Below are 26,149 nucleotides of genomic sequence, written 5' to 3'. Positions count from 1 at the left end.
GTTAATTTTTCCCTAGCATTCAGACTAATCTAACCCATTACTCACCCATCAATTCTCAAACAACAACAGCTATGAATAACTCTAACAGAAATAGCAACACTCACACAACCATTCAAATTCCCAACTATGAAATTCTCGACACAGTTTATTCAGGAAGTCGCACCTTGGTATATCGAGCTATCCGTATCAACGATCGATTACCTGTTGTCATCAAACTCCTAAAAAGTGACTATCCGAGCTTTAGCGAACTGGTGGAGTTCCGCAATCAATATACCATTGCCAAAAACCTTTTTCAACCTGGAATCATCCAAACCTATAGTCTCGAACCCTATCAAAATGGCTATGCGTTAGTGATGGAAGACTTTGGAGGTATTTCTCTTCAAGAATGGGCCCTGAAAGGAGAAAAAAAAATATATTTGAGGGAGTTTTTAGATGTCGCGATCGCCCTCTGCAATACCTTAGATATATTGTATCGCGCTCGCATTATTCATAAAGATATTAAACCCAGTAATATTTTAATAAATCCCGAGACCAAACAAGTCAAATTAATTGACTTTAGTATCGCCTCTCTACTACCACGAGAAACGCCAAGTTTGATGAATCTCAATGTATTAGAAGGAACACTTGCTTATATTTCCCCAGAACAAACAGGTCGAATGAATCGGGGAATTGACTATCGGAGTGACTTTTATTCTTTAGGTGTAACTTTCTATGAATTACTGACAGGGAAATTACCATTTCAATCAAACGATCCGATGGAATTGGTGCATTGTCACTTAGCACAAACTGCCATCCCAGTCTCTAAAATTGAGCCTAATATCCCGTTAGTTTTATCTAAAATAATTAGTAAGTTAATGGCGAAAAATGCCGAAGGACGGTATCAGAGTAGCTTGGGAATCAAGCACGATCTAGAATTGTGTCTAGGTCAATTACAAACAACCGGAAATATCGAATCTTTTGCACTCGGAAAAAGAGATATTAGCGATCGCTTCCTCATCCCTGAAAAACTCTACGGTAGAGAAACCGAAGTGCAAAGTTTACTGGATGCCTTCGTTCGCGTAGCATCCCCCCAAGAGAATCAGGTCAGCCAAGACAAAGCCAAACTAATGTTAGTAGCGGGTTTCTCAGGGATTGGTAAAACCGCCGTCATTAATGAAGTTCACAAGCCCATTGTCAAACAACGAGGCTATTTTATTAAAGGCAAATATAACCAGTTTCAGCGAAATATTCCCTTGGCTGCATTCGTGGGAGCCTTCCGAGATTTAATGGGGCAATTGCTTGGTGAATCAGATGCACAACTGCAAGCCTGGAAAAACGAGATTCTCGAAGCCGTTGGCGATAGCGGACAAGTCTTAATTGAGGTGATTCCCGAACTGGAACGCATTATTGGAACTCAACCCCCAGCCACAGAACTGTCGGGGAGTGCTGCCCAAAATCGCTTTAATTTACTAATGCAGAAATTTGTGCAAGTTTTTAGCCGCCAAGAACATCCCTTAGTGATGTTTTTGGATGACTTACAGTGGGCAGATTCCGCATCGTTAAAATTGCTGCAATTATTAATGGAAGGGACAGAAAATTTATTAATCTTGGGGGCGTATCGGGATAATGAAGTTTCGCCTGTGCATCCGTTGATATTGACAATCGATGATATCGTCAAAACTGGTATAACGGTGAAAACAATTACGCTTTCACCATTGAGTTTAGGAGATATGAATCAGTTAGTGTCAGATACGCTAAATTGCCAATTGTCTCTAGCTCAACCCCTAACAAAATTGGTGATCCAAAAAACCAAGGGAAACCCTTTTTTTGCCACACAATTTATTAAAGCATTGCATGAAGATGGACAGATTACTTTTGACTCAGTAACACGCTCTTGGCAGTGCGATATCGCTCAAATCAAAGCTTTAGCAATTACTGATGATGTAGTGGAGTTTCTAGCCCTGCAATTGCAGAAATTGCCAACCGAGACTCAGGATATTCTTAAACTAGCAGCTTGTATTGGGGCGCAGTTTGATTTGCATTCGCTGGCGATCGTTTCAGAAAAATCCCTAGAAGCAACAGCGAGCGATCTATGGAAAGCACTACAAGAAGGTTTGATTATTCCGAATACAGAAATCTATAAGTTCTTTATTGATTCTAACAGTACCTCAGTTTTTGATGCAGCCGCTAATCCGATTTATCGATTTTTACATGACCGGGTGCAACAAGCAGCTTACTCCCTGATTCCTGACGAGCAAAAACAAGCAACTCATCTCAAAATTGGACAGTTACTTCAAGAAAAGTGTTCAGGAATAGAACGAGAAGAAAAACTGTTTGATATTGTCGAGCATTTGAATTTAGGAATTGAGTTAATTACTCAACCAGAGGAACGCGAAACCTTAGCTAAACTGAATTTGCAAGCTGGATTGAAGGCGAGAAATTCTACAGCTTACAGCGCAGCAAGAGTTTATTTGCAAACAGGGATTAACCTATTACAGACAAAATGCTGGCAACATCAGTATGAATTGATTCTCAATCTGTATGTGGCAGCAACGGAAGCCAGCTATTTGAATGCTGACTTTGCGGGTATGGAACAACTAGCGGCATTAGTTTTGCAGCAAGCACAGACCATTTTCGACAAAGTAAAAATCTACGAGATTCAAATTTCGGCACTAACTGCTCAGGGCAAAATGTTAGAGGCGATCGCGGTGGGAACAGAGGCTCTAGCGCAATTGGGGGTAGAATTCCCTACCGAAGTAGACGCAGCCAATATTGGCAAAGCCTTACAAGACCTTAAGCACCTACAAAGCGGTAGAGAGATTGCCAAACTGATTGACCTGCCCGTGATGAGCGATCGCACCGCCCAAGACGCAATACAACTGTTAGGAATATTATTTGCCCCAGTGTACATGGGAAGGCCAGGTTTAGTACCCCTCTTGAGCGCGACGATGGTGCGGTTGTCGCTCTCCTTTGGCAATGCTCCCGCCTCGATGGTCGGATACACGATTCATGGCTTGGTGCTGTGTGCCTTTTTCGGCGAAGTTGAAACAGGCTACGGGTTTGGTAAATTAGCACTCTCGTTGCTAGAGAGGTTGAATGCTCCGGGAATGAAGTCCATGATTCTAGCCCAGTTTGGGTGTTTTATCCAACATCACCAGCAAGCGCTGTTAAGAATGCTACCGACACTGAAAGAGGGCTACAGGACTGGCATGGAAACTGGCGATTTTCTCTACGCTAGCTACAACTTGTTAGTTTACGCCTATATTGCTTTTTTCGCAGGTGTAGACCTGGAAACGTTGTCATCCGAATTGGCTGCTTACAGTGCTGCTATGGTTCAAATGAAACAAGATTCGGCTCATCTTCTTATGTCATTCGTGCGACAAACGATGCAACAGTTGACAGAAACGGTGAGCCAACCAGATTGCTTAAGGGGTACTGCCTACGATGAAACGGTGATGCTGCCGAAGCATCAGCAGGATAATAATCTCACGGCGATCGCCTATACCTACATTTTCAAGCTGCAACTTGCTTACTGGTATGGCAATTATCAGGCTTGCCTCGACTATATCACCCAAGCCAAGTCCTGTTTGATGGCAGTATCAGGAATGGTTTTGATTCCCGTTTTCCATTTCTATGCTGCCCTGACGCACCTGGCAGTTGTTCCTACAAATCAACCAGAGCCAGCCTCCATGCTTGCTGATGCAGAAACTCATCAAATGATTCTGCATCAGTGGGCACAAAATGCCCCAATGAATTACTTGCATAAATGGCATTTAGTTGAGGCAGAAAAGTATCGGATTTTGGGCAACAAAGCAGAGGCGATCGAACATTACGATCGCGCCATTCAACTTGCCAAAGAAAACCAATTCCTCAACGAAGAAGCCTTAGCCAACGAAGTTGTCGCCAAATTCTATCTCGATTGGGGCAAAGAAAAAATCGCTCAATCCTACATGACTGATGCCTATTACTGTTACAGCCGCTGGGGAGCAAAAGCTAAAGTTGTTGATTTAGAAACCCGCTATCCCCAACTACTCGCACCTATACTGTCAAGACAGCCACAGTCTGCCAATCCGACCGAAAGGATGATTTCTCCAACGATCCAAAGTTCCACCTTCAATAAAACTAGCCTCTCAGAAGCCCTCGATCTAGCTACTATTATCCAAGCCTCTCAATCTCTGTCGAGTGAAATTGAGTTGGAGAAATTACTCTCAACCCTACTTCAGGTAGTACTCAAAAATGCGGGAGCCGATAAATGTGCGTTGCTGATGCCAAAAGGCAATCTCTGGGTAATTGAGGCATTATCCCAACTCGAACAGCCTGCCATTGTTTTGCGTTCGCTGCCCTTGGACGATGGTCAAACAGTACCTGTTAGCCTCATCAATCGGGTCAAAAATACTCTCTGCTTGGCTGCGATCGAGAATGCAGCGATCGAGCCAACCCTAGCGGCCGATCCCTATATTCTGCACCATTCACCCAAGAGTATTCTGTGTGCGCCAATTCTTAACCAAGGTAAGTTGATTGGCATTTTATATTTGGAAAATAACCTTACCGTGGCAGCATTTACGCGCGGGCGGCTCGAAGTTTTGAATTTATTAATGTCACAAGCAGCAATTTCCTTAGAGAATGCTAGGTTGTACACCGAACTAGAAGACAAGGTGCAAGAACGCACCAAAGCATTAAACCAAAAAAATGACCAACTGCAAACGACCTTAAAAGAATTACATCGTACCCAGACCCAGATGGTGCAAAGTGAAAAAATGTCGGCTTTGGGACAACTGGTAGCAGGGATTGCCCATGAAATTAACAACCCGATTAACTTTATTCATGGAAACGTAAATCACATTCATCAATATACACAACAGCTATTACAGTTATTAAGCTCCTATCAATCCCACTATCCTAATCCACCGGCATCCCTGCAAGCAGAGCTAGAAACTGCTGAATTGAATTTCTTGACAGAGGATTTACATAAAATACTTGAATCGATGCAACTCGGTTCTGAGCGAATTCGGCAAATTGTTCTATCTTTACGCAGCTTTTCGCGCTTGGATGAATCAGAATACAAAGCAGTGAATCTCCATGAAGGTATTGATAACACCTTAATGATTTTGCAGCATCGACTCAAAGGACAGGCAGAACATCCGGCGATTGAAATTGTCAAAAACTATGGCGATCTGCCCTTGGTCGAATGCTACGCCAGAGAAATTAACCAAGTGTTTATGAATTTGATACTGAATGCAATTGATGCCTTGGAAGAGACCAATCGAAAGCGTAGTTTCCAAGAGATTAGTACCAACCAGAATCGGATTTGGATTAGCACAGTCAAGACAGAACAAAAACAAGTGCAGATTATCATCGCCGATAACGGAGTCGGTATTCCAAAGAAAATCCTATCGCGCATATTCGATCCTTTTTTCACAACTAAACCCGTGGGTAAAGGAACAGGGTTGGGGCTGTCAATTAGCTATCAAGCGATCGCTGAAAAACATGGCGGTTCAATTAAGGTTAAATCGACACCAGGTCGAGGAACAAAATTTATTATCACCTTACCAATTCAAGCAAAACAAACAAGTTAATTTTTACCTGGCACTCAGACTCATTTGACCCACTATTCACTCATCAATTGTCAAACAAAAACGGCTATGAATAACTCCCATAAAAACAGCAACTCTCCCACAAGCATTCAAATTCCCAACTATCAAATCACCCAAACAGTTTATGCAGGGAGTCGAACAATAGTTTATCGGGCAGTCCGTACCGATGACCAATTACCTGTAATTATCAAGCTGATGAAACGGCAATATCCCACTTTTAGCGAACTGGTGCAGTTTCGCAATCAGTATAGCATTGCCAAAAATTTAGACATTCCCGGCCTTGTCAAACCCTACAGTTTGGAACTGTATCATAACGGATATGCCCTGGTAATGGAAGATTTTGGCGGCATTTCCTTAGAACAATTTACGCATAAAAAACCACTAACAATAGAGGAGTTTCTTCCTATTGCTTGGTCCTTGACAGATATCCTCCATTCCATACATCAACAGCGCGTCATTCACAAGGATATTAAGCCTGCCAATATCCTTATTCACCCGGATACAAAGCAAGTTAAATTAATTGACTTCTCCATCTCGACTCTACTACCGAGAGAAACCCAACAAATTCAGAGCATTAATGCCTTAGAAGGAACCCTAGCATACCTCTCCCCAGAGCAAACCGGACGGATGAATCGAGGTATAGACTATCGCAGTGACTATTACTCATTAGGTATCACCTGGTTTGAATTACTAACTGGAAAACTTCCGTTTCAGTCTGACGATCCAATGGAGTTGGTGCATTGCCATATTGCCAAACAACCGCCCAATTTAAGAACAAGGGGGAAAGGAAAAGGTATTCCTCAAGTTCTCTGCGATATTGTGATGAAATTAATCGCCAAAAATGCCGAAGACCGCTATCACAGTACATTGGGACTCAAACATGACTTAGAACAATGTCTGTTGCAATTGAATGAAACAGCAAAGATTGAATATTTTCAAATTGGACAGAGAGACTTAAGCGATCGCTTTTTAATACCAGATAAACTTTTTGGACGAGAAGCGGAAATAGAAACCTTAATCCAAGCATTTGGACGAGTCGCCAATGGCGCATCTGAGCTAATGCTAGTGACAGGCTTTTCGGGGATTGGCAAAACGGCAATTGTCAATGAAGTGCATAAGCCAATCGTGCGATCGAAAGGCTACTTCATCAAAGGCAAGTACGATCAGTTTCAACGCAATATCCCGTTTTCTGGATTAGTACAAACATTCCGCGATCTGATGGGGCAACTGCTGAGTGAAAGCGATGCTCAGTTAGAACAGTGGAAAGCCAAAATCTTGTCTGCTTTGGGTGAAAACGGGCAAGTCTTGATCGATGTAATTCCTGAACTAGAAGAAATTATTGGCAAACAACCATCTGCGATCGAACTTGCTGCTAGTGCGGCACAGAATCGCTTCAATTTACTGTTTGTGAAGTTCATTGAGGTGTTTGCCACGTTAGAGCATCCATTGGTGATGTTTCTGGACGATTTACAGTGGGCAGATTCAGCATCTTTGGGTTTGATGAAGTTGTTGATGAGTCAAGCAGAGGGGGGCTATCTATTCATTATTGGTGCTTACCGCGATAATGAAGTTTTTCCAGCTCATCCGCTGATGCTGGCGTTGGAAGAAATCCAAAAAACAATGGCAACTGTCAACACGATCGCATTGACTCCGTTAAGCCAATCTGACGTGAATCTTATGATTGCAGACACTTTGAGTTGTGCGATCGAACGGGCAATGCTGTTAACAGAGTTAGTCTATCAAAAAGCCAAGGGCAATCCGTTTTTTACGACGCAGTTTCTCAAGGCGTTGTATGAGGATGGGCTGATTGCGTTTGACTGGAATACAGGCTCCTGGCAGTGTGATGTAGCGCAAGTGCGATCGCTTGCCCTCACCGATGATGTGGTGGAATTTATGGCGCAACAGCTTCAGAAATTGCCACCCAACACTCAAGATATTTTGAAACTGGCAGCCTGTATTGGCAATCAGTTTGATTTGGGGACGTTGGCGATCGTCTATGAAAAGTCTCAGATCGAAACCGCTGCGGACTTGTGGAAAGCATTGCAAGAAGGATTTGTAATTCCAATTAATGAGGTATACAAGTTTTATCAAGCCGAGGAATCAGCCACAGTTCAAATATTATCAAAAAAGGTTGATACCTGTTCCTACAAGTTTCTGCACGATCGCGTCCAACAAGCTGCTTATTCCCTAATTCCTGACGATCGCAAACAAGCAACTCATCTCAAAATCGGACAATTAGTCCTACAAAATTCCTCAGAGATAGAGCAAGAGGAAAAACTGTTTGATATTGTCGGGCATTTGAATTTAGGAATTGAATTAATCAGCAAACCAACCGAACGCCAAACATTAGCTCAACTGAATTTGAAAGCTGGAGTTAAGGCGAGAAATTCTACAGCTTACGCCGCAGCAAGGATTTATTTACAAATAGGGATTGATTTACTCACAAGCAACTGCTGGGTTAATCAGTATGAATTGACTCTAAATCTCTATGTTGCTGCTGCCGAAGTTGTCTATTTGAATCATGACTTTGATGGCCTGGAACAGATGGCCACACTGGTGTTGCAATCAACTCAGACAATTTTAGACAAAGTGAAAATTTACGAACTTAAAATCGCTTCCCAGACAGCCCAAGGCAAGATGTTAGAAGCGATCGCGGTAGGGAGAGATGCACTGGAGCAATTAGGTGTTAAAATCCCCACCGAAACTGATGAAAATAAAATTGGCAAAGCACTACAAATCCTTGGCAGCCAACAAGGTGACAAACTGATTGAAGAACTGGTTGACCTACCAGTGATGAGTGATGCCACAACTCAGGCAGCAATACAACTATTGGGAACTTTATTTCCGCCCGTTTTTCTGGCAAGGCCAGGATTGCTACCCATCCTTAGCTCCATGATGGTGAGTTTATCGATGGACTTTGGGAATGCACCCACATCGACGGTGGGGTATGCAATTCACGGAATGGTATTATGTGCCTTTTTGGGAGAGGTGGAAACAGGCTATAGCTTTGGTAAATTGGCGATGAATTTGCTCGATAGGTTCAATATCCGCGAACTTGAAGCCACAATTCCAGCTTTTTTTGGGAGCTTTATTCAGCATCGCCAAGAAGCTATAAGGGCAACGATACCGACGCTGAAAGGTAGCTATACGGCTGCTATGGAAACAGGAAATTTTTTACAATCTGGCTATAGCATACTCAATTATCTCGAATCCAACTTTTTCGGTGGGGTGGAACTAGACACTTGGGAGACCGAAATAGCAATTTATAGTGCTGTGATGGCACAGGCGAAACAATATTCGGCTCAGACTTATTTTGATATGATGCAGCAGACTGTGAATAACTTGAGAAAAGTCTGTATTCCGTCGGATTGCTTAATCGGCAAGGCCTACGATGAAACGGTGATGCTTCCTAAGCATCATCAGAATAATGAACTTACGGTGCTCGCTAAGGTCTATGTTTACAAACTTTTACTTGCCTACTGTTATGGCAACAACAAGTCTGCCCTAGATTACATTGCCCAAGCGAAGCCGTATTTGATGGCAATATCGGGATTAATTCAAGTTCCTATTTTTCATTTATATGCAGCCTTGACGTACCTGGCAATCTTCCCCACAAAGCCAAAGCAGGAGCAATCTGAAATACTCGCCCTGGTGGAAAGTCATCAAACTATTCTGCAACAGTGGGCGCAAAATGCGCCCATGAATCATCAGCATAAATGGTATTTAGTTGAAGGAGAAAAATATCGGATTTTGGGTAATAAAGCCGATGCCATAGACTTGTACGATCGCGCCATTTCGCTCGCTAAAGAACATCTATTTCTCAACGAAGAAGCACTAGGTAATGAACTTGCCGCCAAATTTTATCTTGACTGGGGTAAAGAAAAAATTGCCCAAGCCTACATGATTGAAGCCTATTACTGTTATGCCCGATGGGGAGCCAAAGCTAAAGTGACTGATTTAGAAAAACTTTATCCTCAACTCCTCGCGCCCATCCTTCTGCAACCTCATACCTCTGTCTCCTTCAAGGAAACTATCGCACTGGGAACGATCGCTTCTACCAAAACCTCTAGTAGCGTCTCGGAAGTTCTAGATTTGGCAACTCTGCTTAAAGTATCTCAAGCTATTTCAGGGGAAATTGAACTCGATCAACTCTTGACTACTCTGTTACAAATAGTGATGACAAATGCTGGGGCAAGTAAGTGTGTGTTATTGCTTAAACAAGATATTGAGTTACAGGTAGCAGCCTTTGTGGAAGAGGGACAAGAACCGCAGCTATTACCGCCGATGCCGCTAGAATCAAGTCAGAATGTGGCGATCGCTTTGGTGAATACTGTTAAGCGGAGTTTGAAACCTCTGGTACTGGTTGATGCTAGGTTATATCCTGAGTTTTCTGGCGATCGCTATATTGAAAAACACCAGCCTAAAAGTGTGCTTTGTAGTCCAATTCTCAATCAAGGTAAGTTGATTGGAATTTTATACTTGGAAAATAATCTGACAATTGGAGCATTTACGAGCGATCGCGTCGAACTGCTCAATCTGCTCTGCTCCCAAGCAGCAATTTCCATCGAAAATGCCCGCCTCTATCAACAGTCACAACAAGCTTTGACAGAACTCCGTGCCAGCGAAGCCCGCTTCCATAAGATGGCTGACAATATTCCAGGGATGGTCTTTCAATTACAGTTGGCTGCGGATGGTGCTAAGTCTATAACCTACGCAAGTTCTGGTTGCATCAATCTGTATGAAGCTGAGCCAGAAATGGTGATGGCAGGAATCATCAATGTCTTCGATCCAGTTGATGCCGGCGATCTTGCTGATGTTGAACAAGCAATTACCAAATCTGCCCAAACCCTGACCCCATTTAATCATGAATGGCGCAGTGTCACCCCGTCCGGCACCATGAAATGGGTGCAAGCGATATCCCAACCAGAACGACGAGGCGATGGGTTAACTGTATGGGATGGTGTTGTCTTTGATGTGAGCGATCGTAAACGCAGCGAAGCTGAATATAAAGCTGCGGAAACTGCCCTACAAATTTCCGAGCAGAACCTCCGTACCATTTTCAACAACGTTAGTAGTGCCATCATAATTCACGATCTGGATGGCAAGGTGCTAGATGTTAATAACAGAGTATTAGAAATGTTTGGTGTGGAGCGAGAGCAAGCGCTGCAATGCTCGATCTTGAATGACTATTCTACACCGGATAATCCGTTCCATCTGGTAGAAGACTGGTGGAGAAGGGTATTAGCTGGGGAAACAATTCAATTTGAGTGGAATGTCAGAAAAATTGATTCTAATACAGTCTTTGAGGTCGATGTCACGCTCAACCGCATTATCCTCGATGGCAAAGCAGTGATTCTTGGTAATGTGTTAGATATTAGCGATCGCAAACGTGCTGAAGCCGCCATCATCCAAAAATCTCAAGAATTAGAGCAAGCCTTACAAAACTTGCAGCAAACCCAATTGCAAATGATTCAAAGCGAAAAAATGTCAGCATTGGGTAACTTAGTAGCTGGCGTTGCTCACGAAATCAACAACCCTGTCGGCTTCCTGACTGGTAATATTACCCCAGCCTTAGATTACATTAACGATTTGTTTGGATTGATCGATCTAGTGCAACAAAAATATCCCCAACTAGATCCAGAAATTCAAGAGGAACTTGAAACTATTGAGCTTGACTACATCCGGGAAGACTTACCCAAGTTAATTGAATCGATGCAAGAAGGCGTGAAGCGAATTCAAGACATTAGTATTAGTCTGCGGACATTCTCGCGTGCGGATAGCGATCGCCCCGTTGCCTGCAATATCCACGAAGGCATTGATAGTACAATTATGATCCTCAAACATCGTCTGAAAGCCAACGACACTCGCCCCAAAATCCAAGTTATTAAGGACTATGGCGATCTCCCAAAAATTGAATGCTATGCCGGACAATTAAATCAGGTATTTATGAATATTTTGGGGAATGCGATCGATGCTTTGGATGAGTTAAATATTGGACGTAGTTATGCAGAGATTAAAGCCAATCCTAATCAAATTATTGTCACTACAGAATTATCGGGAGATAGAAAACAGGTTGTAATTCGGATTACAGACAATGGCATTGGTATGAATGAAGCGGTGCGGCAGAAAGTTTTTGATAATTTATTTACTACTAAGATTGTAGGGAAAGGAACTGGTTTAGGGTTGGCGATCGCGCGTCAAATCGTTGAGGAAAAACATGGCGGTTCCCTGAAGGTTAACTCTATACTAGGAAAAGGAACAGAATTTATCATCACCTTACCCATCAAGGCGGTATAAACAAGTTAATTCTTCCCTAGTATTCGGACTCATGTAAGCGATCGCTCACTCATAAATCCTCAAAAAACTATGACCATTAATAACTCTGACCAAAACAGCAAACCTCACACAACCGTTCAAATTCCCAACTATCAAATTGTCGAGACAGTTTATTCAGGAAGTCGAACCTTAGTATATCGAGCCATCCGTAACCACGATCGATTACCTGTCGTCATCAAGCTGCTAAAAAATGACTATCCTACCTTTAGCGAACTCGTGCAGTTTCGCAATCAATATACCATTGCTAAAAATCTTCATAAACCTGGAATCATCCAAACTTATAGCCTGGAACCTTACCAAAATGGCTATGCGTTAATCATGGAAGATTTTGGTGGGATTTCCCTTCAGGAATGGGCGATTAAAGGGAAGAACGCACTATCTTTGAGGGAGTTTTTAGTAATAGGGATCGCACTCTGCAATACCTTAGATATATTGTATCGCGATCGCGTCATTCATAAAGATATTAAACCCAGTAATATTTTAATTAATCCCCAAACTAAACAAGTCAAATTAATCGACTTTAGTATTGCATCTCTACTACCAAGGGAAACCCTAACACTAATTAATCCCAATGTGTTAGAAGGGACACTTGCTTATATTTCCCCAGAGCAAACAGGCCGAATGAATCGGGGAATTGACTATCGGACTGACTTTTATTCTTTGGGTGTTACCTTCTTTGAATTACTAACCGGAAAGTTACCTTTTGAATCCAACGATCCAATGGAGTTGGTACATTCTCATATTACCAAATCCTCGCCATTAATACATGAAATTAACTCGGAAATTCCCTCTGTACTATCAAAAATTGTCAGCAAATTGATGGCAAAAAATGCCGAAGATAGATATCAAAATGCTTTGGGATTGAAGTTTGACTTAGAAAAATGTCTAACTCAACTTCAAGAAACTGGTGAAATTCAGAGTTTTGAAATGGCGCGAAGGGATGTATGCGATCGCTTCCTCATCCCTGAGAAACTCTATGGTCGAGAAACTGAGGTTCAAGCATTACTTAAAGCCTTCGATCGCGTTTCCCAAGGCAGTTCAGAACTCATGCTAGTGGCGGGATTCTCTGGGATTGGCAAAACCGCCGTAGTCAATGAAGTCCACAAACCCATTACCCAGCAAAAAGGCTACTTCATCAAAGGCAAATTCGACCAATTCAACCGCAACATTCCCCTGTCAGCCTTTGTCCAAGCACTGCGAGATTTGATGAATCAACTACTCTCAGAATCCGATCGGCAGTTACAAACCTGGAAAGAAAAGCTGCTCAAAGCACTAGGAGATAGCGGTCAAGTCCTCATCGATTTGATTCCTGAACTCGAATGGATTATTGGGTCACAACCTCCCACTCCAGAACTTTCCGGTGAGGCAGCCCAAAATCGCTTTAACCTCCTGTTCCAAAACTTTATTCAGGTTTTTGCGAAGGTAGAACATCCCCTAGTCATCTTTATCGATGACCTGCAATGGGCTGACTCCGCCTCCTTGGACCTCATGCAAAGTTTGTTGACGGAAGCCCAATCTCACTCTCAATGTCTCTTGGTCTTAGGAGCCTATCGAGATAATGAAGTATTTCCCGGTCATCCCTTTTTGATGACAGTTAAGACCCTAGAAAATGCCGATGTTACCCTTGAAACTCTCACCCTCAGTCCCTTGAGTGCTGATAGCCTCAATCACCTAATTGCTGATGCTTTTCAAGCCTCACAAAGCGCTGTGCAGCCCTTAACCAACCTGGTCATACAAAAGACCCAGGGCAATCCGTTCTTTGCGACCCAATTTCTTAAGGCATTACATCAAGATAGTCTGATTACTTTTGACCGGGAGGTTTGTCACTGGCAATGCGACCTAGTGCAGGTACAGGATGCAGCCTTAACCGATGATGTGGTGGAATTCATGGCTTTGCAGTTACGAAAACTGCCCGTTACCACCCAAGAACAGCTTAAATTTGCCGCTTGTATTGGGGCAAAATTTGACCTCAAGACTTTGACGATTGTTTCAGAACAAGACGAAATTCAAGTAGCCTTGACTTTGTGGTCTGCGCTCAAAGAGGGGCTGATTGTGCCGGAGGGTAAAATCTATAAGTTTTATTTGGATGATAACCAACCCCAGGAGCATCGATCCCTGAGTGAAGAGATTTCGGAGCAAATTCACTATCGCTTTTTCCATGACCGCGTGCAACAGGCCGCCTACTCACTAATTCCTGAAGACCAAAAACAGGCCACTCACCTCAAAATGGGTCAGTTACTCCAAACTCGTTTGTCAGCAGCAGAGCGAGAGGAGAAGTTATTTGATATTGTCAGTCATCTAAATCTAAGTCGTGGGTTGCTAAGTCATCAAGCCGAACGTGAGTCTTTGATTCGACTAAATCTAGCTGCGATCGAAAAAGCGAAAAAGGCAACCGCTTATGGCGTGGCGAGAGACTTGGTGACGGTGGGACTGGAATTACTCTCGGAAGATAGTTGGCAAACTCAGTATGAGTTGAGCTTAAAACTCCATGGGATCGCCGCAGATGTGGCCTGTTTAAAGGCTGATTTTGAGGAAGCGATCGCCCAAGTTCAACAGGTTTTGGATAAAGCTCAGACGGTGTTGGATAAAGTGCCTGTTTATATGGTGCAAATCAGGGTGTTGACGGCTCAGAATCAATTGGCGGATGCGATCGCCATTGCTGCTCAAGCCGTCACTCAATTGGGGATAGAATTTCCCTCAGACATCACACCGAGCCTAAGCGAACAAACCATACAAAATGTGGAAGTCGAGCTAGAGGGGAAAGTCATTGAGGATTTGGTCAACTTGCCTGTAATGACTGACCCGACGACAATTGCTGCAATGGAACTGCTGGGAACGATCATGCCAATGGTATTACAAGCTCGACCTACATTTCTGCCCTTTGTTTGTGCAAAAATTGTGAGCTTGTCGCTCCAGTTTGGCAATGCTCCTGTTTCGAGTGTTGGCTATGCTACCTATGGCTTGGTCTTAACGACGGGCTTGGGTCAAGTCGAGCGGGGCTATCACTTGGGGAAAATGGCTTTAACTTTAATCGATCGGCTCAATACAAAAGCGTACAAGTGTTTGACAATACTTCATTTTGCTGCCTGTGTCCAGCATCAAAAAGAATCTATGATTTCTATGGCTGCTTTGCTCAAGCAGGGATATTTAGTAGGAATAGAAGTCGGTGACTTTTTGTATTTAAGCTATTGTATGGCCCACTATTTTTACGCTTATTTCTATGCCGGAAAGGAATTATCTGCCCTTCAATCAGAAATCGCTCAGTTTTGTTCGGTCATTGCTTCACTAAAGCAGGATAATGCCCTAGCCTTCTTAACAATGAACCAAGCATTGTTTGGGCGCTTGCTTGAAAAAACCCATCAACCAACTCTGTTGATTGGAGATGCTTATGACGAGACGAAAATATTTCCACAGTACCTTCAAAATAAGCAACTAACAGGTCTTGGGATTGCTTACACCTACAAGCTGATCTTGGCTTATTTGTTTGGTGATTATAACCGCGCCCTTGAATATCTCAATGAAGCTAGCCAATATTTAGGTAGTATTGTCGGAATGCTGCATATTCCCGCCTTGCATTTCTATGGGGGGTTAACCTATTTAGCGGTGGTAGCAGGTAAGTCTGAGGATGAGCAGTTACAACTACTTGCTTTAGCGGAACAGCATCACGCTAGCCTATCAACCTGGGCAGAGAATGCCCCTATGAATCACCAGCACAAGGTGGCTCTCTTGGCAGCAGAAAGATGTCGAGTTTTGGGCAATATCTCAGAGGCAATTGATGGCTATGAGCGGGCCATTGCGGGCGCTAAAGCCAATGGTTTTATCCAAGACGAAGCCTTAGCAAATGAACTTGCAGCTAAATTCTATCTCGATTGGGGTAAAGAAAAAATTGCCGCAGTATATATGCAAGAAGCTTACTACTGCTATGCCCGTTGGGGAGCAAAAGCCAAAGTCGCCGACTTAGAACAACGCTATCCCCAATTGCTTGCGCCAATATTAAAGCAAACCCGTTCGCTTCTTTCTACTCACGAAACTATCTTCACTTTGGGAACTGTGACATCTACCACTTCTTCCAGTTCTAGCACCAGTGTCTCAGATATTCTAGATTTAAAAGCGATTCTCAAAGCTTCTCAAACTCTCTCAAGCGAAATCGAACTCGAAAAACTGCTTGCATCGTTACTGAGAATCGTCATTGAAAATGCTGGGGCTGATAAATGTGTATTAATGCTGTTGCGAGACAGTCACTTGCTAATTAAAGGCTCAATTACCCAGGCAACACAGCCAGTTGTGTTGCAGAACCTTGGGGTTGAAGAGAGTCAAGACATCCCCCACAAGCTCATTTACAAAGTCAAGCACAGTAATCAAACTGTTGTGTTGATTGATGCAACAGCAGATCCGATTTTAGCGAATGACCCGTATATTGTGCGTCAACAGCCTCAGAGTATCTTGTGCAACCCGATTTTGCATCAAGGTAAATTATTGGGCATTTTATATCTAGAAAATAATTTAGCCAAGGGAGCGTTTACGAGCGATCGCGTGGAACTCCTGAATTTACTCTGTGCTCAAGCTGCAATTTCCCTAGAAAATGCCCAACTTTATGAACAGTCACAAACCTATGCTCAGCAGCTAGAGCAAGCCTTGCATGACTTACAGCAAACCCAATTGCAAATGATTCAAAGCGAAAAGATGTCGGCATTGGGAAACTTAGTTGCTGGCGTGGCTCACGAAATTAATAACCCCGTTGGCTTTATTTCTGGCAATTTGAATGAAGCTAAATCCACAGTTCAAGACTTAGTGGAGCATCTCAATCTCTATCGATCTCGCGCCCCGGAAACAGAGCTTGCAGACCATGCCGAAGATATCGATTTAGACTATATTATCGCAGACTTGCCCAAAATGATTGACTCAATGCAATTGGGTTGCGATCGCATCAAAGATATCAGCACGAGCCTCCGCACCTTTTCTAGGGCTGACAAAGACTACAAAGTTCCTTTTAATATCCACGAGGGGATAGATAGCACGATCTTAATTCTCAAATATCGATTGAAAGCTAACGATGAGCGACCCGCCATTGAAGTAGTCAAAGACTACGGGAATATTCCAGCGATCGAATGCTTCCCAGGACAGCTTAACCAGGTATTTATGAATATTATGGCGAATGCGATCGATGCCTTAGAAGAATCAAATATAGGGCGGAGTTTTGCTGAGGCTAAAGCAAATTCCAACAGAATTACAATTACAACTTCAGTAGAAGATAAGGTCGTTAAAATTGCCATTGCTGATAATGGCAAGGGAATGAATGAATCAGTCAAACAAAAAGTATTTGACCATTTATTTACTACTAAGAGTGTAGGGAAAGGAACTGGTTTAGGGTTGGCGATCGCGCGTCAAATCGTTGAGGAAAAACATGGCGGTTCCCTGAAGGTTAACTCTATACTAGGAAAAGGAACAGAATTTATCATCACCTTACCCATCAAGGCGGTATAAACAAGTTAATTCTTCCCTAGTATTCGGACTCATGTAAGCGATCGCTCACTCATAAATCCTCAAAAAACTATGACCATTAATAACTCTGATCAAAACAGCAAACCTCACACAACCGTTCAAATTCCCAACTATCAAATTGTCGAGACAGTTTATTCAGGAAGTCGAACCTTAGTATATCGAGCCATCCGTAACCACGATCGATTACCTGTCGTCATCAAGCTGCTAAAAAATGACTATCCTACCTTTAGCGAACTCGTGCAGTTTCGCAATCAATATACCATTGCCAAAAATCTCAACTCACCTCTGATCGTCCAAACTTATAGCCTGGAACCTTACCAAAATGGCTATGCGTTAATCATGGAAGATTTTGGTGGGATTTCCCTTCAGGAATGGGCGATTAAAGGGAAGAACGCACTATCTTTGAGGGAGTTTTTAGTGATAGCGATCGCACTCTGCAACACCTTAGATATATTGTATCGCGATCGCATCATTCATAAAGATATTAAACCCAGCAATATTTTAATTAATCCCGAAACTAACCAAGTCAAATTAATTGACTTTAGTATCGCCTCCTTGCTACCGCGAGAAACGCAAGCTTTGATAAATATCAATATATTAGAAGGGACACTCGCTTATATTTCCCCAGAACAAACAGGCCGAATGAATCGGGGAATTGACTATCGCACTGACTTCTATTCTTTAGGTGTGACCTTCTACGAATTACTCACCGGGAAATTACCTTTTGAATCAAATGACATAATGGAGTTAGTACATTGTCATATTGCCAAACAACCACCACTTTTACCGAACAGGGAAGAAATTCCGCAGGTGATTTCAGATATTGCGATCAAATTGATGTCTAAAAATGCCGAAGATAGATATCAAAGTGCATTGGGATTAAAGTTTGATTTAGAAAAATGTTTAACTCAACTTCAAGCAACTGGTAAGATTGAGAGTTTTGAAATTGCGCGAAGGGATGTATGCGATCGCTTCCTGATCCCAGACCAACTCTATGGACGAGAAACCGCAGTATCAACCCTACTGCAAGCATTTGAAAGAGTCAGCCTTGGTGCAACAGAAATGATGCTAGTAGCAGGTTTTTCGGGAATTGGTAAAACAGCAGTTGTCAACGAAGTTCATAAACCCATTGTTCGCCAACGCGGTTATTTTATCAAAGGGAAATATGACCAATTTCAGCGCAATATTCCCTTCAGTGCTTTTGTACAGGCATTTCGAGATTTAATGGGACAATTGTTAACCGAAAGTGATGCACAAATTCAGCAATGGAGGAACAAAATATTATCAGCAGTTGGAGAAAATGGACAAGTAATTATTGAAGTCATCCCTGAACTAGAAAGAATTATTGGTAAGCAATCACCCACACCAGAATTATCAGGAACATCGGCACAAAATAGATTTAATTTATTGTTCCAAAAGTTTACCCAAGTCTTTACAAGTTTTGAACATCCTTTAGTGATGTTTTTAGATGATTTGCAATGGGCAGATTCAGCATCACTGAAATTGCTACAATTATTAATGACTGAGACAAGTCATCTTTTGTTAATTGGTGCATACCGTGATAACGAAGTTAATCCAGCACATCCATTGATGTTGACTTTGAGTGAGATTCAAAAAAAACAAGCAACGATTAATACGATTACTTTGATGCCACTGAGTCAAGTCAAAGTAAATCAATTAGTTGCTGACACACTTAAATGTTCAGAAAATTTGGCATGGACTCTTTCTCAATTAATTTATCAAAAAACTCACGGAAATCCGTTTTTTGTAACCCAGTTTCTCAAGGCATTGTATCAAGAGAATCTCATTCAATTTGATTTTGAATTAGGCTCTTGGCAATGTGATATTGCTCAAGTACATCAGCAAGCGGTAACTAATGACATTGTGGTTTTTATGGCATTGCAATTGCGAAAACTACCGTCATCAACTCAAAATATATTGCAGCTAGCTGCTTGTATTGGCAACCAGTTTGATTTAGCAACTTTGGCAATTGTTTCAGAACGATCGGAAATCGAAACGGCTGCGGATTTATGGAAAGCGTTACAAGAAGGGCTAATTTTACCGCTGAGCGATGTTTATAAGTTTTATGTCTGGCAAGAAAGTCAAGCAGTTACTACAGAAAAATCTCAGACTGTTACATACAAATTTTTACACGATCGAGTACAACAAGCTGCTTATTCGCTGATTCCCGACGATCGAAAACAACTGACGCACTTAAAAAGTGGGCAATTGCTTTTAAGTGTAATGAGCGAGACGGAAAAAGAGGAAAAAATCTTTGAGATTGTCAATCAATTAAATAAAGGAGCAGATTTAATTGTCTCAGAAACTGAACGCGAGGAATTAGCAAAGCTAAATCTAGCTGCTGCACAAAGGGCAAAATCTGCAACCGCTTACGTCGCAGCAATTGAATACGCCACTCAAGGCATACAACTTCTCACAGCAAGTTGTTGGCAGCAATGCTATGACATAACCTTGGCTCTGTACGATTTAGCCGCAGAAGTAGCTTGTCTGAGCGGTGACTTTAGGCAAATGGAGCAGATAGTTGATGAGGTAGTACAAAATGCTCGTCAATTACTAGACAAAGTTAAGGTCTATGAAGTGACAATTTTGGCTGACGTGGCCCAGAGCCAACAGCCCAAAGCCATTAAAACTGCTCTTTCTGCTTTGAAATTATTTGGAGTGTTGTTTCCTGAGCAGCCCACTGACGCAGAGATTACTCAAAGTTTGCAACAGACTCAATATCTATTAAAAGGAAAAGATTTAGAAGATTTGTTGGAACTGCCTGAGATGAAAGACGTCCAAGCTCTGGCAGCAATCCGAATTTTGGCGACTGTGACAGCCGCAGTCTATCAAGCGGTTCCAGAATTACTGCCGTTAATCGTGTGCAAGCAGGTTAGGTTATCAGTGGAATATGGTAATGCTGCGGTATCAGCACAGGCTTATGCTTGGTATGGAGTAATTCTGTGCGGTATTGGAGAAATAGATTTAGGCGATCGCGTTGGTCAAATGGCAATGGGACTACTATCACGCTTTGAGAGTAGAGAATTTAAAGCCAGCACGATTAATATGGTTTATCCCTTCGTGAAGCCCTGGAAACATCATATTCAAGATTCACTCGCTCCTTTGCTCGACGGATACCATAGCGGTCTGGAGATGGGTACTTTAGAATATGCTGCCTACTGTGCCTACAATTACTGTTCGCTGTCCTTTTTTCTAGGAAAAGATTTGTCAATCCTAGAACCAGAGATGAAGGTTTACAATCAGGCCTTAGCTCAACTCAAACAGGAAGTCGCTCATAACTATCTTAGAGTCTTTTACCAATCTGTATTAAATTTGCTCGGTCAGAGCCAGTGTCCGTGGGAAATTCAAGGTGTAATCTATGACGAACAAATGATGTTGCCATTGCATCAGAAGGCCAACGATCTTTACGCAATGGGAGCATTGTATATCAATAAATTAATTCTTTGTTACTTGTTTAATGAGTGGGAGCAAGCAATCAAAGTGGCAGTTGATGCCAAACAATATTTGAGTGGAGTATCCGGCTGTTTTAAGGTTCCGGTGTTTCACTTTTACGATTCATTGACCCATCTTGCTATGTTACCCAACGCCCAAGGTAGGGAATGCGATCGCCTCCCCCAGGAAGTTATTGACAACCAGAAGAAGCTCAAAGAATGGGCAAACCATGCACCCACAAACCATTTACACAAATTTTATTTGGTTGAAGCAGAGCAGTATCGGGTGTTGGGGCAGATGTATGAAGCAATGGATTACTACGATCGTGCGATCGCCTCCGCAAAAGAAAACGCATATATCCAAGAAGAAGCACTAGGGAATGAACTTGCCGCCAAATTTTACCTCAATTGGGGGAAAGAAAAAGTCGCCCAAGCATATATCCAAGAAGCATATTACTGCTATGCCCGTTGGGGAGCTAAAGCCAAAGTCGCTGACTTGGAACGACGCTATCGGCAACTTCTCGCCCCCATCCTCCAGCAAACCCGTTCTCCCCTCTCCACTCACGAAACTATCTTCGCCTTGGGGAGTGTCACCTCTACCAGTTCCGCCACTTCCAGTAGTAGCAGTGTCTCTACTGCTCTAGATTTAGCTGCTATTCTCAAAGCTTCCCAAACTATCTCAGGTGAAATCGAACTGGAAAAACTGCTGGCATCGTTACTTTCTATAGTCATCGAAAATGCGGGAGCAGATAAGTGTGTGTTAATGCTCTTGCGAGACTCGCGCCTGCTGATTAAAGGGTCAATTACTATAGGGACGCAGCCAGTTGTGTTGCAACGCCTTCCTGTTGATGATAGCCAGGACATTCCCCTGAAGCTGATTTACAAAGTCAAGCACAATCGGCAGACTGTTGTGCTGCTGGATGCGATCGCCGATCCGACTTTAGCTAATGACTCGTATATTATTCGTCAGCAGCCTAAGAGTATTTTATGCAGCCCGATTTTGCATCAAGGGAAGTTGCTGGGGATTTTATATCTAGAAAATAATTTAGTAACGGGGGCGTTCACGAGCGATCGCGTCGAATTACTCAATCTGTTATGCGCTCAAGCGGCAATTTCTATAGAAAATGCCCGACTTTATCAGCAAGCGCAAACCTATGCCCAACAGCTAGAACAAGCCTTACAAAACTTACAGCAAACCCAATTGCAAATGATTCAAAGCGAAAAGATGTCGGCATTGGGAAACTTAGTTGCTGGCGTTGCTCATGAAATTAATAACCCCGTCGGCTTCCTAACTGGCAATTTGAATGAAGCCAAGCGCACAGTTCAAGATTTAACAGAACATCTAGCTTTGTATCGCACCCAAGCATCTGCTGCTAACATTGCCGACCATGCGGTCGAGATTGATTTAGACTATATCATCGAAGATTTGCCCAAAATGATTGACTCGATGCAATTGGGCTGCGATCGCATCAAAGGTATCAGCACGACGCTCCGCACTTTCTCCCGTGCTGACAAAGACTACAAAGTGCCCTTCAATATCCACTCTGGCATAGACAGCACGATCTTAATTCTCAAATATCGATTGAAAGCCAACGATCGGCGACCCGCAATCGTTGTAGTGAAAGACTACGGGAATATTCCTGCGATCGAATGTTTCCCTGGACAGCTTAACCAGGTGTTTATGAACATTCTGGCCAATGCGATCGATGCTTTAGATGAGTCAAATATTGGGCGGACTTTTACGGAAATCAAAGTCAATCCTAATTGCATTACCATTACCAGTTCAGTCGAACATAATCTAGTTAAAATCACTATTGCTGATAATGGTATGGGGATGACTGAATCGGTCAAATACAAGATATTTGACCACTTATTTACAACCAAAAGCGTGGGGAAAGGCACGGGGTTGGGATTGGCGATCGCACGGCAGATTGTAGTTGAGAAACACTCTGGTATGCTAGAAGTGAACTCAACTTTAGGTCGAGGTACAGAATTTACGATTTCACTTCCATGTTGAGCGGCGCGGTGTTTTTCTACTCCCGGCGAGGGGAATAATATCATTTCCGGTAACACCATCAGGTGATGTTGACTGTTGACTGTTCACTGTTCACTGTCAACCGTCAACCGTCAACCGTCAACTGTCAACAATGAACTCGAATTTACTATTCCGATGCAACCGGAAACGATATAAATGGGTGATTGAGTTGCCGATAGGCGAGTTAAAACAAGCGTAAACTCGGAATTATCAAAGCGGGGTTTTTGATAAATCAGACTTCTGTTAAACTTTTCACGAAATTTAGCAAGTCGCGCGTTTTTTTTTTCAGTTAACTTAAAGCCTGAAACCACCTTAATTTTGAGCTAATTTTCCTATCGTTTCCGGTTGCATCGGAATAATAAAATCGAATCAACAGTTAACACTCAACCATTCAGTTTTTCCACCCGCCCGTCAACAGTCAACAGTCACGTGACGGTGCAACCGGACTTGATATCACTTCCTACTCCAGCAAATTCTCCTTTCTTAATAGTTATACCGCCCGCTTTATAGTCACCGATAACTTCGACCAAAGTCTTGATACTTCCGTCGGACCAATTCACAAAGGAAGTTCGATCGCAAATTCCGTCCCCTCACCCAAAACTGAACTACAGGTCAAGGTTCCGCCGTGTTTTTCAACAACAATTCGGTAGCTGATGGATAACCCTAAACCTGTGCCTTTTCCTAGGGGTTTTGTGGTGAAAAAGGGGTCAAACAATTGGCTGCGAACGTCTTCTGTCATGCCTAGCGCATTATCGGCAATTTTGATGCAAATACTATTTTCGTTAAGGGCTTCGGTGCGAATACTAATAGTTGGTGTCCAGTCGCTGTCGCCCGCTCGCCTTTTGTGGTTGCAAGCATCTTCTAGCGCGTCAATACTGTTGCTCGCCAGATTCATAAATACCTGATTTAGCTGACCTGAATAACATTCAATTAATGGTAATTCACCGTAATCTTTAATTATTGTGATTTCGGGATATTCGGATCGGGCTCGCAGTTTGTTATGCAAAATTAGGAGCGTGTTATCTATCCCTTCATGAATGTTGGCCGGCTTCTTTACCGAGTCGTCTAAACGCGAGAAGTTTCGCAAACTCAGAACTATTTCGCGAATCCGATCGGCTCCCATTTTCATTGAAGATAATATTTTTAGTAAATCTTCTCTCAGAAATTCTAAATCGATGTTTTCAATATATTTTTGAACTTCTACCGTTGGCTGAGGATAATGTGTTTGATAAAGTTCCACAAGCTGCAACAAGTCTTTCATGTATTGGGTGGCGTAGGAAATATTGCCGTAGATAAAACTGACTGGGTTGTTGATTTCGTGAGCCACTCCCGCTACCATTTGACCGAGACTTGACATTTTTTCGGTATGAATTAGGTGAGATTGGGTTTCTCGGAGTTCTTTGAGAGCGATTTCTAGCTGCTGGGCTCTGTTGTTGGCGATCGCCTCGGACAGCCGCAAAGCGTCCTCGGCTGCTTTGCGCTCTGTGATGTCAAAAATAGCGCCGTTGAGGGATAACATTTGACCATCTGTGTGGAAAATGGCTTGACCTTTTTCTGCAACCCACCGCACATTTCCGTCGCTGTGAATCAGGCGATATTCGATCGCGTAAGGTTGCTTTGTCTGAATCGCGCGATCGATAAATTGCTCGATCGCCTCCGCATCATCGGGATGAACTATACTAGGAAAAGCCTGCACCGGTTGAATCATAAAGTTAGCTGCGGGGTAGCCGGAAATAGCTTCTATGCCGCTGCTGATAAACGTTAGGCTCGATCGCCCTGCCGCACTGCAACGATAAACTGCGCCGGGAATGTTAGAAACTAAGGATCTAAATTCTTCTTCCCTTTCGCGCAAAGCTGCCTCAATCCGCTTGCGTTCGCTAATGTCGCGAGCAAAGGCGCACTGATATTCTTTACCGTTAAATTCCAAATGGTCGATCGTAATTTCCACCGGAAAAATGCGACCGTACTTAGTAAGGTGGTGAACTTCAATATTAACGGAACCGCACCTTTTTAAGACTTTCCAGTGCAAACTCCAAGCAGTTTCTGGAAAATCGGGATTGATGTCGTGTATAGTTAGGTCGAGCAATTCTTCGGCAGAATATCCCAAGGAAGAGCAAGCCGCGTCGTTGACGTATACAAATTTACCGTCGGCTCCGATCCAGAATACCGCATCTGCCGATCGGTCGATCGCAAATTGAGCCAACTGCCACTTTTCCTCAACCCGGTGGCGATCGGCAATTTCTTTTTCTAACTGTTCGTTAAGCGAATTGACAATGGTTTCGGGATCGGCAAGCGCGATCGATTGTTTGGCAAATTCTCCTGTATGGATATCTGGGTTTTCGTAATTTTCTTCTACTTGTTTGAACAGCATTTTTTGAAGATCTTTTGTTTTATTTAAGGTTAATTGAGTCAGTGCTTTCGGCATCAGAGCCATCGTCGCTGCGGCTAACAATAAAAAAATTACAGCAGTTGCAGCTTTGAGAGTTACAGACAACCAATAAATAGAATGCCAAAGCATCCAAACTTGCATCAATTGAGCAGCGCCGCAGGCAAAAAGACCAACAGCAAACAGCCGTCCAATCTTGCTGCGAGAACCTTGGCGGGTAAAATAGACTAAAGATAGCGCGACAGAGCAATAAGCCAGAGCCGTCAGCGAGTCAAAAACAGCGTACAGTCGCAACTCCCGCAGCGCGTCACAGCCAACGGCGGAAGATACAGGAAGTGTGGAAAAAAAAATTGTTAATTGTTCTTGCATAAAGTTCAAGAAAATTTATCTGTACCAATGCAAATCCGCTCAAATACAATTATTTGATTTCTGGGAGTGAAATATTTAGATAATTATATACTTTTTTGAGTTGGTTTGAAACAACACTTCGGAGAGTTTTTGGACATCCCACCGTATAATCATGGTTTCGGGGGCGCTTGAGGCACAGGATATGCCTGATTGAAAATCAAGGTTTTCATACTGCGAGCTAAAAACTTAGTTGGCTGATGCGCGCTGAATTCAGAAACCGGGTTTCTTCGTCGTATATTTCTCGCTATCAAACGTAAATTGTGTAGAAACCGGGTTTTTCGCCCCTGCGCTTCAACAGCAAACAGAAAACAACAAACAGTAGACAATAGTCCCCGCTCGCGTGCTTTGTAAAGCACCAGAGTTCCCGACAGCACTGGGAGCATCTGGTGTTTTGTAAAAAGCATTTTTTTATTGAGCGTGCGATCGTCCCTGCAGGCGTATTGTACTCGCGAGCAGG

The 26,149-nt window shown here is 42.8% G+C and carries 5 protein-coding genes; 4 read left to right on the top strand and 1 reads right to left on the bottom strand.

All coding sequences use genetic code 11. From position 1 onward, the window contains the following. Nucleotides 1–71: 71 nt before the first annotated feature. The 4 genes from QUA97_RS04445 to QUA97_RS04430 all read left to right on the top strand — a co-directional run bounded on the left by QUA97_RS04445 (nt 72) and on the right by QUA97_RS04430 (nt 22,880). Nucleotides 72–5,555, top strand: coding sequence for a trifunctional serine/threonine-protein kinase/ATP-binding protein/sensor histidine kinase (locus tag QUA97_RS04445; RefSeq protein ID WP_333193364.1), 5,484 nt, complete (start codon nt 72–74; stop codon nt 5,553–5,555). A gap of 66 nt (nt 5,556–5,621) precedes the next feature. Beyond that, a complete protein-coding gene (locus QUA97_RS04440; protein WP_333193362.1) occupies nt 5,622–11,870 on the top strand; it encodes an ATP-binding sensor histidine kinase in 6,249 nt (2,082 codons plus the stop codon). Nucleotides 11,871–11,939: 69 nt separating this feature from the next. Next, on the top strand, nt 11,940–17,393 hold the full coding sequence (locus tag QUA97_RS04435) for a trifunctional serine/threonine-protein kinase/ATP-binding protein/sensor histidine kinase (RefSeq protein WP_194066383.1): 5,454 nt from the start codon (nt 11,940–11,942) through the stop codon (nt 17,391–17,393). 69 nt (nt 17,394–17,462) lie between these two features. Further along, a complete protein-coding gene (locus tag QUA97_RS04430) occupies nt 17,463–22,880 on the top strand; it encodes a trifunctional serine/threonine-protein kinase/ATP-binding protein/sensor histidine kinase (RefSeq protein WP_333193358.1) in 5,418 nt (1,805 codons plus the stop codon). Nucleotides 22,881–23,454: 574 nt separating this feature from the next. Here QUA97_RS04430 and QUA97_RS04425 read toward each other — a convergent pair. Next, complete coding sequence (locus QUA97_RS04425) at nt 23,455–25,653, bottom strand: PAS domain-containing sensor histidine kinase (protein ID WP_194066381.1); 2,199 nt, start codon at nt 25,651–25,653, stop codon at nt 23,455–23,457. Nucleotides 25,654–26,149: the final 496 nt, after the last annotated feature.

It is taken from the genome of Microcoleus sp. CZ3-B2, from assembly GCF_036705055.1.
In the GTDB taxonomy this organism is placed as follows: Bacteria; Cyanobacteriota; Cyanobacteriia; order Cyanobacteriales; family Microcoleaceae; genus Microcoleus.
This window is presented reverse-complemented; position numbering and strand designations above follow the sequence as displayed.